Source organism: Spirosoma oryzicola (assembly GCF_021233055.1).
Classification (GTDB): Bacteria; Bacteroidota; Bacteroidia; order Cytophagales; family Spirosomataceae; genus Spirosoma; species Spirosoma oryzicola.
Map to the genome: position 1 here is coordinate 3,449,961 of NZ_CP089538.1, position 19,125 is coordinate 3,469,085.

A 19,125-nucleotide genomic window follows, 5' to 3' on the forward strand; every position below is an offset into this window, starting at 1 on the left:
TCTAAAAGTCCCGGCTCCATACGCCCTGCCCCATCACAAAAAAACTATCTTTGCAGTTCGAGCATAGTGACAAAGCATGACGTATCGTCAACGTAAAGCCATCAGAATTGCTGGCTGGGTATTTCTAAGTATATTTTTGATCGGCTGTGTAGGAGCGGTTATCGCCTACGTTAAACGCGAGAGCTTACTCAAATCCGGTCTTGAGCGGGCCATTCGCAAAGCGAAGCGAGATTATAATCTCGACGTTCGAATTGGCTCGGCCAAATTCACGGGTCTGAGTTCGGTGGCTTTTACGGATATATCGGTTGTTCCCGAAGAGCGCGACAGCCTTGCTCGCATCCAGCGCGTGGAAGTGGCCGTCCGGTTCTGGCCCCTTCTGGCCGGTAAAATTGGACTGTCGGGTATGACGCTGGAAAACGGTCTGGTACAGGTCGTCAAGCGCGACTCGCTGACAAACATCGATTTTCTGCTTCGCCGGAGTCGCGATTCAACGAAAAAGGAAAGTAGTCGGCGGGCGGATCTATCCAATGTCGCCGAAAACCTCATTGATAATATCCTCTCAAAAATTCCTGACGATCTAAATATCAGCAATTTAGAATTTCGGGGGATCGAGAATAAAACCAGACTCAGTTTACTTACCCAAACGGCTTCGATCAACGATGAAGTGGTGGCGTCAACGCTGAAGCTCAACGGGAACGAAGCCACCTGGCACGTTACGGGCACTGCCGATCCGGCGGATCGTGAGTATGATCTGGCGTTGTATGCGGATGGTAAACCGCTTGAACTGGCTTACATTCAAAAACGCTTTAACCTAAAGCTGCAAGCCGACACCGTGCGGGCACAACTGCGCGATGTAGACCGCGCAGGCGATGAGTTTCGTCTGGAAGGGGTCGGCTCGGTTCGTAATCTGCGTATTAACCACCCGGCTATTGCTCGCACCGATGTGCTTGTTCCGCAGGCTTCGATGGATGCCAATCTGTTTGTGGGCGAAAATTACGTAGGAGTTGATAGCTCGTCGGTTCTTCGGCTGGGCGAGGCCAGCGCACGACCCTTCGTAAAATACACGCTGAAACCAGCAAAAATATACGAAGTACAACTGCACACCGACCAACAAGATGCGCAGGCTGTCTTTAATTCGTTTCCGCAAGGGCTATTCGAATCGCTGGAAGGTATGCAGGTGGCGGGTAAATTGAAATACGATATGGTGTTTCAGTTGGACACTTCGCTGCCCGATTCCGTAAAATTTGAGTCGGGTTTAACTCAGGAAGGGTTCAAGATCCTAAAGATGGGACGGACGGACTTTACGATTATCAATCAGCCGTTCATTTATACCCCGTACGAAAAAGACAAACCCGTTCGGGATATTGTCGTTGGTCCCGACAATCCGGATTACACACCCCTGAACCAGATCTCGCCCGACCTGCGGAACGCTCTGCTAACTTCGGAAGACTATAATTTCTTTACGCACAAAGGCTTCAACGAGAAAGCGTTCCGGGTGTCGATTGCGACGAATTTCAAGGAGAAATCCTTTAAACGAGGAGCGAGCACGATTTCCATGCAGCTCGTAAAAAATGCCTTCCTGAACCGCAACAAAACGCTGTCGCGCAAGGTCGAAGAGATTCTCATCGTCTGGCTTATCGAAAACGAGCGCATCATCTCCAAGGAGCGGATGTACGAAGTTTACCTGAACATCATCGAGTGGGGACGCAATATTTACGGTATTGGCGAAGCGGCCCGGTATTATTTTTCCAAACGGCCCGCCGATCTGAATTTAGGCGAAAGTATTTTCCTCGCCTTTGTCGTTCCTCGCCCTAAGCGCGCGCTCGATTGGTTTCTGCCTGATGGGTCACTCCAGGCTCGTAACGTACGCGGTTACTTCCGGCTTATCGGCAGGATTATGGCGCGCCGTGGCTTAACTGCTCCCGATTCGGGAGCCTATGGCTTCTACAACGTTCGGCTACGGGAAGGACTACGTCGTCAGATTGCACCGGTTGATTCTCTGTATCAGACCGACAGCCTGATGACCGAACCCATTGATGGGATCGACGTGGAGAATGACGAAGGAAATGGAATTGGTAATTTCTTCCGGCGGCTGTTTAAAGGCTCCAAAAGCGACCGGGATAATAACCGGACGGACGAACAGCCAACGGTTCAACCCGAAAGTAATACTCCTTTTTCTGGCGAAACAGCACCAACGGATACCGTGAAAACGCGTAAACAATTACGCCAGGAGCGTAGGGAACGAAAGCGTCGGGAAAAAGAAGAGGAGCGATTACGCGAAGAATCCGGCAATCCGTAACCACGTGGTTTATGAAAGCATTGATAAGACTTGTCCTGATTGTTCTGGTCATTGGTGGCATTGCGATCTACTTTTTTTCGCAGTACAACAACACTTCTTTCAAGACGCAAACCATTGACTTAGCGGTTGACTGCTCTGACGTTGATAACGTGTTAGTCACCTCAACGGTCAATGTCGTCGTAAAGAACTTGTCGTCACGCTCGCACGACGACATCTCCGTCAAGATTGAGGCTTTCGATGAATCAGGCAATCAATTGAAAGAGAAGTTCACTACGTTTTCGCGAACATTGTTGCCCAACAGCAGCTTCGACAAACCCGTTACATTGCCTGCGGGTACCAAACGTTGCGATTGCAAGATCGTCAGTTCACATCCGGTGGAGTAAACCAGAAACAAAAACAAATGCCGTATCTTGGAGATACGGCATTTGTTTTTGTTTCTGTTAGTCTAGTAAATCCGGGCGTCGGGCGCGCGTACGGGCCAACGCCTGTTCATGCCGCCACTCGTCAATTTTAGCTTCATGGCCGGACAGCAGGATGTCCGGCACTCGATGTCCTTCAAACTCTGCCGGGCGGGTATACACGGGAGGAGCTAATAAATTATCCTGAAACGAATCGGTCAATGCCGAGGTTTCGTCATTCAGCACACCCGGCAGAAGCCGAATGATAGCATCGGATAAAACAGCCGCAGCCAGTTCGCCACCCGACAATACGTAATCACCAATACTGATTTCTTTCGTGATGAACATTTCCCGAACACGTTCATCAACGCCTTTGTAATGACCGCAAAGAATGATTAGGTTCTGGCGCAGCGATAAGGAGTTAGCCGTCTGCTGGTTCAGTCGCTCGCCGTCGGGCGTCATGTAAATGATCTCGTCGTAGGTCCGTTGCTCCTGTAGCGACCGGATGCAAGTGGCAATCGGTTCGATCTGCATCACCATCCCCGCGCCCCCACCGAACGCATAATCATCTACCCGCCGATGCTTATCCGCCGTAAAATCGCGCAGGTCATGGACGACTACTTCTACATATCCTCCCTGTTGGGCTCGTTGCAAAATAGAATGGCCAAAAAAGCTATCGAGCAGACGCGGCAGACAGGTTATAATATCAATCCTCATCGGTATGATCTTGATCTCCGTCAACTTCCGGCTTTTCGTTGCTGTCTTCTTCCATGTAAATCGCCAGCAGTCCGTCCGGAAGCGCAACGTTTAACTTCTGGTTGGTCCGATCAACCGTGCGAACGATATCGCTATTGATGGGAATCAGCACCTCTTTGCCGAGGTAATCCATAGCAATCAGGTCCTGCGCATTCATGGCGTAAACGCCCCGAACGGTACCCAGCGAGCCTTCTTTCTCATCAACAATTTGATAGCCGACGATCTCGTGGAAGTAAAAGCGGGTTTCGTCCGTAATCGGCTCCAGTTCATCAAGAGGCAAAAACGCTCCGCAGTTGATGAGTCGTTCGGCCTGCTCAATGGTATCGATGTCTTCGAAGGCCACAATCGCCCGGCTACCTTTCACGATAGCGATGGATTCAATAAAATAAGGAATCAACTCCCCCTTTACTTCGAGCAAAACCGACTCAAGATCGGCATACTCATCGGGATTGTCAACGTCTAAATAAAGCACTAACTCACCACTGACGCCGTGCGTCTTGGTGATATGGCCTAGCTGATAGCAATCGTCTTTAGTCATAAGTAACGCGGCCACGAAGCCCCATTTTTGCAGCAAAAATACGGCTTTCCACCGGAAAGCCATCCCGCTACGTTGTTTACAGAAAAAGCCTGTCCACTTATGAACAGGCTCTTACTTACAGATTTACAAACCGCCGAGACGGTCGAAAAACTATTCCGCAGCCGGTGTTTCTTCGGGTGCAGCCGTTTCCGCAGCGGGTGCTTCTTCAGCAGGAGCCTCGGCAACAGGTTCTTCAACTTTGTTCTTTTTGGCAATCGCTTCAGCGCGCGCTTCGTTAACCTTTTTCTCCGCATCCAGACGAGCGGCACGAGCCTGCTCTTTCGTTTGCGTTTTGGTTTCAGCAGCACCTGCCTTACGATTTTCTTTGTCTTCTTTCCAGGTACTGAATTTTTCGTCAGCCTGTTCCTGCGAGATAGCGCCTTTGTTGACACCAACTTGCAGGTGCTTGCGGTACATGATGCCTTCGTGCGACAATACCGAACGGGTTGTGTCGGTTGGTTGAGCACCTACCAGAAGCCAATGTACGGCCCGCTCCGATTTCAATACAACCGTTGCAGGGTCGGTGTTGGGGTTATACGAACCGATTTTCTCGATGAACCGGCCATCACGGGGCGATGTTGATTCAGCCACGACGATGTCGTATATCGCCATTCTTTTGCGTCCACGACGCGATAAACGGATTTTAACAGCCATTTGTGCTTGTTGGTTTTGATGGGGGACGCGTCCCCCGCGTAAAACGTGGCCGCAAAGGTACAAAAAAAGTATTTAGAAATGCATATAAATCTTACATTTCTAAATACTCATCCGCTTCTCCGTAAAATACCTGTGCAATACGAGTCTATAAGCCGGGTTCTGTCCTCCGGCAAAGCTTATTAGCTCGGCCAGATGGCTTATCATTTATCTAGGATGGTCGTCACCGGCCACCTCGTTCGACCTACCCGCGTCGGCATTCGGATTGCTCCGAAACGGGAACGAGCCGCCCCACATCCGACGCTTATTTGGTCTTTCAGCCCCTAAGGTTTATCCTGCCCCACCGGTCACCCGTTGGGCGGTAGGCTCTTACCCCACCTTTTCACCCTTACCTTTCGGCGGTATATTTTCTGTGACACTAGCTGTCGAACGGCCGTTCCCAGCCGTCCGCCTTCCCGTTAGGAAGTAAGGTGCTCTGCGCTGCCCGGACTTTCCTCATCTGATTGCTCAGCCGCGATAAGCCAACTCGTATTGTTCAGGTCGGACAAAGGTACACCCATCCCGCCGGTTTCTCAACTGATCATTCTTTTCATTTGGGGTTTTATGTTGGAGAAGGGGGTGTTTCATATGCCGTATCTCGAAGATATGGCATATGAAACACCCCCTTCTCCAACACACCTTAAAGACGATCGATTTGACTCCTTAATTGGTCTTCGGATTTTTCGTCGGTGCACTTCCGCTTGCCGGTGGATTATAGACAATTTCGTTGTCGGGCACATCCCAGTAATCCAGGTAGCCGTAATTGATGGTAGCGTTCGTGCTGACAGCGCCGGTACGGCTCAGCGCAACAGCCCCTTTGCGACCAGTTTCCAGCAAACCCCAGCGCCGGGCATCGTAGAAAGACAGGGCGCGGAACAGCAGACCGACACGTCGTTCGCGCCGTAGTTCTTCTTTAGCAACGTCCAGCGACAGGTTTGTTCCGGCAACGGCGGGCAAACCAGCGCCTTGAAATTTGCGAACTTCGTCGATCAGGGCAAGGCCATCTTCAATTTTGCCAGTATTGATCAAGGCTTCGGCTTTCATCAACTGGTTTTCTTCGTACGAACTGGCCAGATACAATTCATACCCGCCCGCATTCAAGTTTGAATACGTAATGACAGACGTACTGCCTTCCGAACCGGCAGCCCCTCGATTGATCAGGTCATAGCGGGTAAAAAACGAGTTACCCCGCGACGCTTCACCGATGTAGGGAGCCGTTCTTCGTCTAAAGTTATTGGTAAAACGAAGGTCACCCGTCTTGAAATCCTGAATCAGGCGCTCGGTGATTTTATAGGTGTTGTTCGCTCCGGTGGTTTTCGCAGAAACGGTCCCGGCAGTCGGTGACAGGAAATCGCCAGTTGTGTTTGACCGGCCCGTGAAAACAAAATCAGACGCCTGTATACCGTTTGTTGTCAGAGTAATGATGTCGGCCCATTGCGCAGCCGTCATCGCACTGACGCGGGTGTTAACCAGGAGGTTCCGGGCTTTCATGGTATTGATATTCCGTTGCCACATCGCAGGTGTCAATACGCCCCCTCTACCGACTCGGTTGAAGCTTGGAATAAGCCCTTCCATCGTTGCTGTGTAATCCGTATTAACCGTTAAGCCAGCCAGAATGGTAGCAGCCGCATCGAGGTTTTTATTTGCTTCGGCGATCATGGTCTCTTTTGACACATAATTGCCGTTTGTACCGTTCAGGGCTTCGCCATTGGCCTTATCATTGATAATACCGGCATAATACATGGAGCCAATCCGGGAGTACGCGTACCCTTTCCACCAATAGGCCCACGCTTTCAACACGCCCTTCTTCGTGTCAGCAGCTCCCGTAAACGTTACCGCGTCAATGTTAGACAGAATCGTGTTGGCGGCATTGTTCATGTTGTACATGTATGCCCACTCGTAGTAGGTCGAGTTCTGGAAGCCCGTCGAGTTGACGTTCGCCGTAATCCGGATGAAATCAATCTGCTTATTGGGTGAGTTTGGATTAAGCAACACCGTACCGTCGTCGAGCGTAATCTGATTCGGCGCACCGATCTGGTTGATAAAGACGTTAGCAATATCCGTCCCGATCACGTCGCCCATCAGTTCGTGATTGCCAATGGCCCCCGACCAGAAATAACCCGGTACGCCATCGTAGTATTTTACATCTTTAAAACCCGTGATATAAAAGCCTTCGCCGAAAGAGACCAGACCCGTTTCCGTTTTCAGGGCCGGTGACGACGGTTGGTTGGGGTTCTTAACGTCTAATTGTTCTTTACAGGATGCCATAAAGCCTGAGAAAGCCAGCGTTAAGGCAAGTATTTTTAACTTATTCATACGGTCAGTTTGGGAATGGGTTTCTTTAAAAGCCAAAGTTTAAAGAAGCCTGGTACGACTTGAAGTTCGGCATCGTGCTATGGTCAGTTCCTCTGTCCCAGGCCGAGTTCGACGTTCCTGAGCTGATTTCAGGATCGAAACCGGTGTATTTGGTAAGCGTCCAGAGGTTACGTCCCGACAGCACCAGTTGCAGTCTTTTGACAGCCGGAATCTTGAACACTTTCGCGAAATCAATACCGACCGAAATATTCCTCAGCCGTAGGAACGATGCGTCTTCGTAGAAATAATCTTTGGTTCCGTTGGCGGTCCGTTGTGCGTAAATGCCCCGATAGAAAGCCGTCCAGGCACCCGTCTGTCCATCAATCGTGAAGGGTTTTGTGTAATCACTGTGGATACCATCCCGATACATCCACTCTTTGGTCTGGTTGTACAGGTGGTTACCGTTTACCCAGTCAAATTGAACGCCGAACGTCAGGAAGCTCTCGAACGTCACGTCGTTGATAAACGACATGTTGAATTTCGGGTTTGGATCACCGAAGCTAAACTTGTCCGCCGTGAAGTAAGGCTGCTTCGTGGCTTTGTTAACCACGTATCCGTTGCTGGCCAGCGTGTAATTTTCCTGATCCGCCGTGGCGATAAACGGATTGCCGTTCGCATCCCGTGCATCGACATCGTGGATGGTTTTGTAACCGTATAGCTGACCAATTTTTTCACCAGCTTTCAGGACGTAGTTTGTGCTTCCGGCGTTGGACGTAACAATAATTGGTGCATCGCCCCGAACCGCAATGATCTGCGATGATTGCTTACCAAAGTTGACGGTCGTATTCCATTTAAGATTCGAACCCTGATAAACCGTCGAATTTAACGACATCTGAAGGCCATTCGAACCCAGTGTGAACGCATTATCTGTTAGCTTACCCAGACCAATAGAAGGCGCTACGTCAATCTGGTAAATGGCGTCTTTTGTTTTCCGGTCCCAGTACGTAGCCGACAGCGCAATGGCGTTCAACCAGCTGCTACCCTTAAATAAGCTGAATACCATGTCGGTCCCGATTTCCAGTTCTTCCGATACCTCCACCCCTAGCGCTGGATTTGGCTGCTGGTTGGCGTAATAGAATGCCGTTGTGTTGCCTACCGTCGTGGGGGTGATGGTCACGTACCGGTCAAACGGCTGCGGCTGGATACCGGCCTGACCATAAGCCGCCCGTAGTTTTAGCTCAGGAAGAAACCCGTTAACGGTGCTGTTCTGCCAGAATTTCAGGGCCGACAAACGCAGGTAAGCATCACCACGCGGGAAGGTAAAGGGTTTAGAACCCTGACCGAACGCAGAGGAATAGTCACTCCGGAAACCGCCCGAGAAACCCGCAAAGTCGCCAATTTCAAACCGTTGGTTCACCAGATACCCGTACGTAATGAACGGCTCTACATAATCGCGATACACCCGCCACGAGGTTGTGTTAGCTGCATTGTACGGAGAATAAGCGGCTGGAAGGCCAATGCCCGCACTAGTGTATTCTTTTATCTGGCTATTCCGCCAGTCGAACAGGGCCTGTGTCGTTGATCGGATCGGAAGATTCAAATGAAAGTCTTCTTTAAAATCGAAGGTAGCTGTAGCCGTCGCCAGGAAGTTCTGGAATACTTTACTGTTCGTATACTTCGTTAAATCTCCCGTATTTGTGGAGTTAAAGTTAGAACCATTGTAACTGTTAGTAATGAAGTTAACCGATCCCTGCGTGATCCAATACTTATTATTGGCATTATTAGCCTGGTTAAGGTACTCTAGATCGCGGTTTTGGGTCTGGTAGTTCAGTCCGTATTTCAGATCCAGGTCAACGTACTTCGGAAATTTGTAATTCAGGTTCAGGTTCTGAATGATGTCAACCTTATTGTCGTTGTTGCGGGTGTACGCCTGCCGATACGATGGGTTCGACGCATTGATACCGATGGTCTGGTTCATATTCAGCGGAATAGAACCATCCGTGGTTGTCAGGTCGAAATCGGCCAATGGATACGCATTCAGTAGGTTGTACAAAATGGTCCGGTCCAATGATTTGAGCGTACTCTTCGTGTAGGCAAGCTGCGTGATCGACCGCAGGGTCAGCCCTTTGGCTAACTGTGCCCCAATGTTAGCGGACAAGTTGCTCCGGTCCCAGTAACCGTTGTCCCGAATATTACTTTCCTGATGGCTGTTGGAAACAGACAAACCGAAATCGGCTTTCTGACTACCACCGGTGATCGCAATACTATTGTTGGTCGTATTCGCTGGCTTGAAGAAATACGCAAAGTGATCGTGGTATTTCAGATTAGCGTCGTACGGTTTGCTGTTGGTCGCAGTTGGATCAATCGAGTTGTATTGTACGTTCTCCGAATAAATCCCATTGACGGCATCATATACGATTGGTCTGCCCGATGAACCGATAATGTTGTTGCTGGCATCGGTAGCAAACGCGTGGTATTGGGCTTTGCTGACGCCACCATTGTTCAGAAAGGTGTTTTGGGCAATGCTGGACGAGAAATCGATGTTTAGCTGCCCGTTCTTACCCTTTTTGGTAAATAACTGAATAACGCCATTGGCACCCTGCGCACCGTAAATGGTAGCGGCAGCGGCTCCCTGTACCACTTCGACGCGCTCAATCGAGTTCAGATCGATGGTTTGCAGACTGGTCGCTCCCATCTGAATCCCGTCGATCAGGATCATAGGCTGGGTTCCCCGGTTGATGGTGTTGATACCCCGCAACAGAATATTAACGTCGGCACCGGGTGTACCACTCCGGCTGGTGATTTGCGCGCCGGGAATTTTACCGATCAGAGCCTGGTCAACCGAAGCCGAGGGCGTTTGGGGTAAATCTTTACCGGAAACTGATTCAACCGAGATCGCGATCTTCCGCTTATCAGTGGCGACACCAACTCCGGTTACAACCACTTCGGAGAGTTGCTTTGTATCGGTCGTTAGTATAACGTCGATTACTGAACTGGCACCGATCTCAACTTCTTTCGAAGCCATGCCAATAAAGGAAAAAACCAAAGCTCCTTTTGCCGGAGCAGAAATTGAATAACTCCCGTTACCATCGGTGACAGCGCCGACTGTGGTTCCTTTGACAACTACGGACACGCCGGGAAGCGTGGTACCATCTTCAGCGGAAGTTACCTTACCCGTAACCGTCCGTCCTTGCGCCCAGGTCAACGCCCAGGTTGAGCATACCAGAAGGAAGCTCAATAGTAAAACTTTCCTCATAAATTAATCAAATCAATTAGGCTATAGTACTCAGAAGTCTCTTTCACAAAAGTAGGTGCCTTAAATTCTAAAGCAAATTTTAACATAGAAAAAATTATAACCATTTTCTAGTTTAGAAAATAATCTATCCTAATCAATTAGTTCAATAAAGCTCCTTTATGCCGTACTATGTTGCAATTGTAGCTTTACAAATAAAATTATCTTTTGCATATGTGATTCTTATTGCAATACCTAAAACAACACGCCATTATACCCCTACGCCACGCATAAAAGAATAATACAATTATAAGGATAGAATTTAACTGAATCAAATCAAGTATTTTATAAGTATTACTACTTAGTATTGTCACCATTTAATGACTAAACCGAATATTAAATTGTATTTTACAAATAACACAGTCTTTATTAAATAAATATGTCGCATATGCCATACATTTTTAAGATATCTAGATAATACATCGATTTTATTACAAATGAGGCATACTATGCGTCAACTCGACAACCTATGAATTTTTGGCGGTGAGCGTTTATTCCTTCACGCCAGTCATTGCTAAAAAAGATGCCCTGGCCAGTCGGTTTATCACCAACCAGCCAGGGCATCTTACCCGGCGTATCAGACCTTACTTAACTACTGCAACCCGTCTACTTTTACATTTATCTGACCACGAGCATTTACAACAGCCAGTATAGCAGTGGGTGTCAGATAAACCTGATCTGGTTTGATTTCGTCAATCCGCCCGTTTATCACAACACCTTTTGCTAACTGATTATTCTTCAACTTCTCCTGAAGTAACTTCTGCATTTCAGCGATCTGCGAACCCACCGGAATGGTCAGTTGCTTTTCCAGCGTCCGGGCGAGTGTTCCCTTTAGCAGCCAGCTAGCCGATTGCTGAAGGATGTTGCGCGTGTCAAGGTCATACTTTAGATCCCTCAACGAAATCGTCTGGCTTTGCGGATCGTAGTAAGGCTGGCCTTTGAGATAGATGTCGCCATTGACCGTTCCTTTCAGGCCCGCTTTGATGATGAGATTTTCGTTCTGACCATACATTTCCATGCTGGCGATCGTGACGCTGTACCGGTCATTGTTGAACGAAAACGTTTTGCCGACGAACTCCTCCGAGGCAATTCGGGCGGCTTCCTGATAACTGGCTTCACTGAGCAGTCCAATCTGGAAATCGTCTTTCACCTGCGGCACAACGGTCAGATCGGGCAATGAAACTGCCGGGCGCACGTCAGGTTTTGCGCCCGTTGTCGTGAGGGTATAGCCTTCGATACCAATCGTAGACCGGATAGTCCGTCCTTCGAAGCGGAGCGGTGTGATCAGAATACGTTTCGGCACGACTTGCAGATATGTCCGGTATTTCTCCGAAACAAGGTACGGTTCGCGTAGGGTATTCCAGGCCTTTAATACCGGTGTTCGAAGGTCAACGTTGCGACGAATCTGCTGATCCAGCGTCTTGGTAATGCTGCTTAAATTCTTGTCGATCAGTCGCCCGACAATATTCGTGATCGGGATATTTAGTCCCACGAAACTCACCGTAGGCCGACGTACCCAGCCATACCCGTCACCCTGCGTCTGGGTATGAACAGACCAATCGCGCTCCAGGTCGAACTTGGTTTTGAACCGAAGGTCAATCTCAAACTCAGTTTCTTTGTATTGCGTGAATCCTAACACCGAAACGCCCGCTTTTGCCCAGATTTTTAACGGAACTACGAAATGAAAAAGGCTATCCTGAGCATTCACGATAATCGTTCCCCGCTTCCAGACCTTCGTCATAAAGTTGTCGTTGTTGTTATCTTCCAGACTGTTGTCTTCGTAGATCAGACCATTGACCTGCGCGTTTATCTGCCGCTCCACATCCTCCAACGCAATGGATACAGGAACATGCACGGTTGACAGAAAGCGTTCGTTACGGACTTCCATTTCGGTGGTGTTATAGGCCTCTTTCGGCGCTTGTGGGTTTAAACGATTGTGCGAAGATTGGCAACTAAGCAAGTTAACAAACAGCCAGCCAATCGCCAGACGAACCACGAGAAAACGACTCATAGCGGGTGGTATGTACGCGCTTCAGGCGAGTTACAATCAGCCATCTACCTGGTTGATCGTAGATAATCGTTGCAACTCGCCCAGCTCGCTATTACTTAATGGTAACCTTTGTCGCCCCATAACCGAACTTCTGTTTCTGGGCGTCTTCATAAAATTTCACGTTCGGATGTTTACTCAGCCGTTTGTGCAGTTCTGTCCGCAATGCTCCGCTTCCAACGCCGTGAATAAATGTAATATCGTGCATGCCGCTGGCAATGGCGTTTTCAAGCGATTTTTCGAACGTAGTGAGTTGAAGCGTCAGCAGATCGGCGGGTGTTCGTTTGTCCGAACCATTCGGCAGTAACGCGTCAATATGCAGGTCAACTACCGACGATGGGCGCTCGACCGATATGCCTCCCAACTCCGATTTCGACTTAAGCATTTCCGCTTTAAGGTCTTCGGGCTGAATGGTCGTCGTTTTCTGCGGCTTAGTAGCCGTTGCGGGTTGTCCTGAATCAGCCGGATTTGCGTTTATGGCTTCGGCATCCAGTTGCGTCTGAAAACCGGTTTGATTCAGCACCGGAACGGTTACTTTGTTCTTAAAAAATGTAGCAGCCCGCGCTTTGAAGCGTTTGAGCAGTGGGGTACGGAGCGACGATTTTCCGGCCCGAAACCAAAGTCCCTGAACCACAAACGTCGGCCATTCTTCAAACTTGGCGTGCTGGTACAGGTCATTCATTTTTTGCTGCGTCTTTGGTTTCAGCAGACCACTGTGCAAACCCCGAAACTGCACACCACTACCAACGCCCGCCGATTCTTCGCCCAGCGTGTAAGGAAATTCCCAATCCGTGTTGTTAATCAAGTGAAGTGTATATTCACGATCGTTGACGGGGACGAATGCCAGATAAATGCCCTGATTGGCCAAAATGGCTGGTGCCGATGGTGCTACCGTTTTTTGTGGGGCGTAAGCGCTGGTTTTTAATAACCGCTCCGATTCCAATGGCGAAACCGGTACCAACTCCGACCGCATCACGGGAATCCGGAACCCATCCTCAATTTCTATTTCGATCATATCGCCGGGTAAGAAGCGCGATATAACACCCTGTTCTTTCGCCCGAAGCAGACGAACTCGATCACCTATATTCATAACTCTGTAGTCAATTTTCAAAAGTACAACGTTGACCGATTGATTGATTATAAAAACCCCGCAGTCGTTCCGAAAATATCGGACGTTCTATAAACAAATTTTGTGGTCCCCGATGTTCATTAATTTTACCGGGATTATACCGCCGTACCATGTCACCTACCGTAAACGAAAAGCTAGACCTTGCCACGAATTTTGTTCTTCACACGAACCGGAATATTTTTCTGACCGGAAAAGCCGGGACGGGAAAGACAACGTTTTTGCACCAGATCAAACAGTCGAATGTCAAACGACTGGCCGTGGTGGCTCCCACGGGCGTAGCAGCTATCAATGCCGGGGGCGTCACCATTCACTCGTTGTTTCAGCTACCCTTTGGGCCGCTGGTACCGGGTTCGACGCAGCGCGAAAACCGTAAATTTAACCGCGAGAAAATCAATCTGCTCCGTACTCTCGATTTGCTGGTGATCGATGAGATTAGTATGGTCCGGGCCGATGTGCTCGATGGTATTGACGAGGTACTCCGGCGGTATCGGTATAACTCCGCACCGTTTGGTGGTGTTCAGTTGTTGCTTATTGGCGACATGCAGCAGCTCCCTCCCGTTATCCGCGACGATGACTGGGCCTTGCTGAGTCCTCATTACGATACGGGCTATTTCTTTGGCAGCAAAGCGCTGCAACAAACGCCCTACGTGTCGATCGAACTGACGCACATCTACCGGCAAGCCGATGAACGCTTTATTTCGATTTTAAACAGCATTCGGGAAAAATCCATAACGAGAACGCAACTGGACGAACTAAACCAGCATTACGTCCCCGATTTTCAGCCGCACGACGACGAAGGCTATATTACGCTATCAACGCATAACACGACAGCGCAGCAGATCAATAACCAGAAGTTAGCGTCCCTGAAGGCCAAACTCCGTACGTTTACCGCTACCGTCGAGGGCGATTTTCCGAACCATGCTTATCCGACCGAAGCTGATCTTGACCTGAAAGTTGGCGCACAGGTTATGTTCATCAAAAACGATATTTCCCGTGACAAACTGTTTTACAACGGTAAGATCGGGCAGGTAACGGCGATGGAAGAGGATGTCATTTTCGTGCGAAGTCACGGCGAAGAGATAGCTGTGTATCCCGCTGACTGGACCAATATTCGCTACAGCCTGGATGCGGAGACAAAGGAGATTAAAGCGGAACCCATCGGTAAGTTCACGCAGTTTCCGCTCAAACTCGCCTGGGCTATTACCATTCACAAAAGCCAGGGACTGACCTTCGAGAAAGCGATTATTGATGCGTCGGGAGCGTTTGCCCACGGTCAAGTGTACGTGGCGCTGAGCCGATGCAAAAGCCTGGACGGTCTCGTATTGCGAACGCCTATCCCCTCCTCCAGCATTAAAACCGAACAAATGCTGGAAGATTTCCACGATCAGGTACAGCAACAAACGCCCACCGAACAGCACCTCGAAGAATCAAAACGGACTAATCAGGAGTATTTGCTTCGCGAGTTGTTTTCGTTTGAACGGGCTAATTCGTTCGCCTACCGCTGTAGACGCATTATCAACCAGCACCTCGACAGTTTTCCCAGTGAACTTCTCTTGGGATTAACCCAACTGGCCGACAGTTTACGCACGAAAGCATCGGAGATTGCGAACCGGTTTCAACAGCAACTTTCGGGTTATTTCGCCAGCGACATGCTTCCCGAACGAAACGAACCGTTGCAAGAACGGATTCGAAAAGCCAGTGCTTATTTCCGAACCTTACTCGCCGACGAGTTGCTGCCGATCATCTATCAATGCCCGACCGACTGCGACAACAAACAGGTCCGCGAAAGTATGCTCGATATGCTCGATGAACTGGAGAAGGAGTTGTTCAGTAAACTGCGCAGTTTCGAAAACAGCCTTAATGGCTTTGAAGCATTGGCGTATTTACAGGCGCGAAACCGGGCCGAACTGGACTTTATCCCCGAACGCCGAAAATTCGAGCCACAGCCATCGGAAGCCGCTGTCAGCGAATCCTCGCGGGGCAGCTTGTACAGCGCCTTGATGAAATGGCGTAACGGATTAGCCGGTGAACACAACACGTCCACCTATATGGTATTGCCCCAGAAAACGGTTGTCGAATTGGCCCGCATTCGTCCGACGACAACGGACGAACTACTTCGTATCAAGGGCTTTGGCAAAACAAAAGTTAAGCAAATTGGCGCTGACGTACTGGCTATTATCCGCACTTACACCGACCGAAGCGAGTTACCGGCCAAACCGCCAAAACCGCAGAAAGCAGCAAAAGTTAAAGAGCCAAAAGAACCGAAAGTTCCTACGACCACGGTTACTCTGACGCTCTTTCAATCGGGTAAAACGGTCGCCGATATTGCTACCGAACGCAGTTTATCCGTTTCGACGGTTGAGGGGCATTTAGCCAAATGCATAACCGCTGGTGAACTGTCCATCGACGAGTTGCTGCCCGCCGACCGCATTCGAATGATCCGCTCGTACCTCGAAAGTAATCAGCCCGAAACGCTGGGCGAAGCTCTGGAAGCCATTGGCAATGACGTCACGTACACCGAACTTCGATTCGTTCGAAACGCGATGCAGGTCGAAGGGTATCAATAACCGCCGTAGAATTTACGTAATCCCCATTCAACCGATGCTAGAATCAGCACAACAAAGAACAGCCAGCGCCAGTTGATGATTTCGTTCATTTCCTCGGTACTACTGAGCCGGGCTGGGTGTGAGCGGGCGGTCAGGTCACGCACGAGGTTGTCTACCTGAGCGGGTCCGTAAAAATGTCCACCCGTCTGTTGAGCGAGCTGACGAAGCATTCCGTGATCGGCGGTTGTATTCAGGGCTTCGAGCTGAAGGTCACGCACCACAAACTGACCGGATGATTGCTCAGGCCGGTTGTTGACCGTCACGCTAGCCCGGAAGCGATAAGCGCCCTGGGGCAAACGGCTGATCTCAAAACGGCTGTTTGTCTCGGTGGGCGTATAGTTGTACGAACGGGTTACGCCTTTTTCGTCGGTAATATCGAGTTTAACGGGTTTATCGTAGAGTCGTTCGTAGATGTCGTTGTAAAGTTCAGTTTCGAAAATGACCTTCTCTCCTGCTACAAACTCATCACGGATTGGATAGACTCGCAATTTCCGGCGATCTTCTTTGACGGAGATCAGTTGAATTACCTTTTGAACCAACTCATCAACAACGTCCTGTTTGTCGGTCAGCGCGTATTCTTCGAGCCGCCACGACCACAAACCTTCGCCCGCCAGAACAGCCGTTTTGCGGGGTGCGGTTACGTTTAGGGCCAACAATGGTTTTGTGGTACGAACATTACCGACCTGCTGCCACAACACCACTTCGCTTCCCGGCTGAAGGCGAAACTCACCGTACGGAACGGCCATAGGTGGCAGCTTGCTTAACAGTTCCAGCTTTGCCGGATCAAAATTCAGTTGCTTAAATTCGCCGTTGAAAACGCCCGTTACTTTGTCGCTCTGGTTCGGTTGAGCCACTACCTGTACAACCGGATTCGACGTGTTGAACGGCCCCAGCGACGATTGATTACCCAACACAAAAAGCACCGGCGTATTCTTAGCCAAATATTTTTGAACGAGTGCATTGCCCAATCCCCCATTATCCGGAATCTGGTGCAGGATGATCAGATCGTAGGTTTTATCGGCGGGTGGCGTCGCTTCGGCGGGTGTACCGGTCAGAATGCGTACGTCAAGTTCGTAGTTCTGATTACGCTCCAGGATGTTCCGCAACGCTTTAACGTCGGGGTGGGGTGACAGGGCCAGCAGGAGTACTTTTTCTTTCCCATCGATAACGTCCAGATACACGTCCTGACGGTTATTCTGCGTAGTGAATTCGCCCGGCTGCGGTAGCACCTCCACCACATAATGCTGTACCCCTTTTTGCGTAGCCGTCGTTTGGAAAGTTACCTGATTAAACGTGTCGTTCTTACCAAAATTGATTGATTGCCGACCTAGTTCCCGTCCGTTCTGACGCAGGACAACGGCAGCACTACGTCCTTGGAAACCGTTACTAACGATTTCGGCCTGTACCGGAAACTGATTCCCCAGATACGCAATGCGATTGGCGATAATGCCTTTTAGCTGAATATCCTTCTTGGCCACCGTATCACCCAACCCAACCGTTTGAACGGCAAATGGGTACTGACCGAACGTCGGCGATAAGCCCTGATTGAAAATACCATCCGACACCAGCACCACATCCGTTAAATTGCGCCCTTCGTAATCGGACCGAATGCCCGACAACAAACCCGACAGATTGGATGTCCGTTGCGTGAATGGAATTTGGGTTAGATCAGCTTCAGAAACGGTATCGGCAAACGTTCGCACCGACACGTCGAGGCCCTTTTCGGTCAATTGCTGCCGTAAGGTTTGCAGGCTCGTCAACGCCCGGTTCAGCGCAGGCCGACCAGCCGCCGTGAGCGACTCCGAGTTATCAACCGCCAGTACTACCTTGGGTTTTTCCGTGATCGTGCGTATACCGCGGATAAGCGGATTAAGCAACAGAAAGCACAGAAAGCTTACGATCACAAACCGTAAAGCGGCCAGGCCATACGTTGTTCGCTTGTCAAACCCACCGACTGTGGCCCCACTACCCGCTAACCGGGGCAAGGGCTGGTACATCGCAAACGCGTAAGCCGCTCCAACGAGCAGGCACACTAAAATCCACCAGGGTGAAGATTGAAAAATAACGTCGGAGCGCATTCAGTAAAGGGTTTCAGTTCGGCGGTTGTCGTTTTTAGAAAAGCTAAAAACGACAACCGCCGAACTTTTTAAGTAAGCATTCCCCCATCCACTTGCAGCACCTGGCCGGTGATGTAGCGGGATAGGTCGGAGGCCAGAAAAACAGCGCAGTCGGCGACTTCGTCGGGTTGCCCCCCACGCTTCATCGGAATCTGCTGCTTCCATTCTTCCAGCGCCTTTTCATTGATTTCGCCGGTCATTTCGGTTTCGATAAAGCCCGGTGCGATGGCATTGGACCGGATATTCCGTGACCCCAATTCAAGCGCGACCGATTTAGTAAAACCGATAATACCCGCTTTTGACGCGGCATAGTTGGCCTGTCCAGCATTACCCCGAATACCAACCACGGATGTCAGGTTAATGATCGACCCTGACTTAGCCTTCATCATTGGTTTAATGGCCGCTTTGGTTAAATTAAAGACAGACTTTAAATTAACGTTGATAACGCTGTCCCATTGTTCTTCCGACATGCGCATCAGCAATCCGTCTTTGGTGATACCCGCATTGTTGATGAGTACATCAATCTTGCCAAAATCCGCTACCACCTGGCTGATTAGTTCTTCGGCAGCTTTGTGGTCCGACGCATCGGAGCGATACCCTTTTACGTCGCCCCCGAACGCCCGGAGTTCTTCTTCCAGCGCTTGTCCTTTTTCAACACTCGACAAATACGTAAACGCTACGGTGGCCCCCTCTTGAGCGAATTTAACCGCCATCGCCCGCCCGATTCCACGAGACGCACCGGTAATTAGCGCAACTTTTCCTTTCAGTAAATCCATTGGTTAGTCAAAAATCCGAACGTAACGCGTACGGACTATTAGTAAAAAACACGAAGAGCCAAAAATAGCAGTTTGAGCGGAAACGGCAAGGTTGACAGACGGTTTTGGTTTAGTAAATAAGCTATGTTACTTTGTCATAAATA

The 19,125-nt window shown here is 49.7% G+C and carries 12 protein-coding genes and 1 other RNA gene; 3 read left to right on the plus strand and 10 right to left on the minus strand.

The features are described from left to right. Positions 1–76: 76 nt before the first annotated feature. On the plus strand, positions 77–2,299 hold the full coding sequence (locus tag LQ777_RS14645) for a transglycosylase domain-containing protein (RefSeq protein WP_232558672.1): 2,223 nt from the start codon (positions 77–79) through the stop codon (positions 2,297–2,299). 11 nt (positions 2,300–2,310) lie between these two features. Further along, on the plus strand, positions 2,311–2,682 hold the full coding sequence (locus tag LQ777_RS14650; RefSeq protein WP_232558673.1) for a hypothetical protein: 372 nt from the start codon (positions 2,311–2,313) through the stop codon (positions 2,680–2,682). A gap of 57 nt (positions 2,683–2,739) precedes the next feature. Here the strand turns inward: LQ777_RS14650 and trmD are convergent, their stop codons facing one another. The 8 genes from trmD to LQ777_RS14690 all read right to left on the minus strand — a co-directional run bounded on the left by trmD (position 2,740) and on the right by LQ777_RS14690 (position 13,444). After that, positions 2,740–3,414 (minus strand): tRNA (guanosine(37)-N1)-methyltransferase TrmD, encoded by a 675-nt coding sequence (trmD, locus tag LQ777_RS14655; RefSeq protein WP_232558674.1) that lies wholly within the window; start codon positions 3,412–3,414, stop codon positions 2,740–2,742. Continuing rightward, entirely contained in the window at positions 3,404–3,991 is a 588-nt protein-coding gene (gene rimM / locus LQ777_RS14660; protein WP_232562857.1) for a ribosome maturation factor RimM, read from the minus strand. The genes trmD and rimM overlap by 11 nt, the downstream gene beginning before the upstream one ends. 150 nt (positions 3,992–4,141) lie before the next feature. Then, complete coding sequence (locus LQ777_RS14665) at positions 4,142–4,684, minus strand: 30S ribosomal protein S16 (RefSeq protein ID WP_232558675.1); 543 nt, start codon at positions 4,682–4,684, stop codon at positions 4,142–4,144. A gap of 132 nt (positions 4,685–4,816) precedes the next feature. Next, an RNA gene (gene rnpB, locus LQ777_RS14670) (RNase P RNA component class A) lies at positions 4,817–5,214 on the minus strand. Between the two features lie 169 nt (positions 5,215–5,383). After that, positions 5,384–7,036 carry a RagB/SusD family nutrient uptake outer membrane protein gene (locus tag LQ777_RS14675; RefSeq protein ID WP_232558676.1) on the minus strand — a complete coding sequence of 551 codons (1,653 nt, stop codon included), beginning with the start codon at positions 7,034–7,036 and terminating at the stop codon, positions 5,384–5,386. 25 nt (positions 7,037–7,061) lie between these two features. Continuing rightward, complete coding sequence (locus tag LQ777_RS14680) at positions 7,062–10,271, minus strand: SusC/RagA family TonB-linked outer membrane protein (protein ID WP_232558677.1); 3,210 nt, start codon at positions 10,269–10,271, stop codon at positions 7,062–7,064. 628 nt (positions 10,272–10,899) lie between these two features. Further along, positions 10,900–12,318, minus strand: coding sequence for a DUF4403 family protein (locus tag LQ777_RS14685; protein ID WP_232558678.1), 1,419 nt, complete (start codon positions 12,316–12,318; stop codon positions 10,900–10,902). A gap of 91 nt (positions 12,319–12,409) precedes the next feature. Then, positions 12,410–13,444 carry a Smr/MutS family protein gene (locus tag LQ777_RS14690; protein ID WP_232558679.1) on the minus strand — a complete coding sequence of 345 codons (1,035 nt, stop codon included), beginning with the start codon at positions 13,442–13,444 and terminating at the stop codon, positions 12,410–12,412. Positions 13,445–13,593: 149 nt separating this feature from the next. Between LQ777_RS14690 and LQ777_RS14695 the strand changes: the two genes are divergently transcribed. Continuing rightward, complete coding sequence (locus LQ777_RS14695; RefSeq protein WP_232558680.1) at positions 13,594–16,050, plus strand: helix-turn-helix domain-containing protein; 2,457 nt, start codon at positions 13,594–13,596, stop codon at positions 16,048–16,050. Here the strand turns inward: LQ777_RS14695 and LQ777_RS14700 are convergent. Continuing rightward, positions 16,044–18,167: a VWA domain-containing protein gene (locus LQ777_RS14700; protein WP_232558681.1), complete on the minus strand. Its 2,124-nt coding sequence runs from the start codon at positions 18,165–18,167 to the stop codon at positions 16,044–16,046. The two genes, LQ777_RS14695 and LQ777_RS14700, sit on opposite strands and share 7 nt — an antisense overlap. A gap of 68 nt (positions 18,168–18,235) precedes the next feature. Further along, positions 18,236–18,982 (minus strand): 3-oxoacyl-[acyl-carrier-protein] reductase, encoded by a 747-nt coding sequence (fabG, locus tag LQ777_RS14705; protein WP_232558682.1) that lies wholly within the window; start codon positions 18,980–18,982, stop codon positions 18,236–18,238. Between the last annotated feature and the right edge of the window lie 143 nt (positions 18,983–19,125).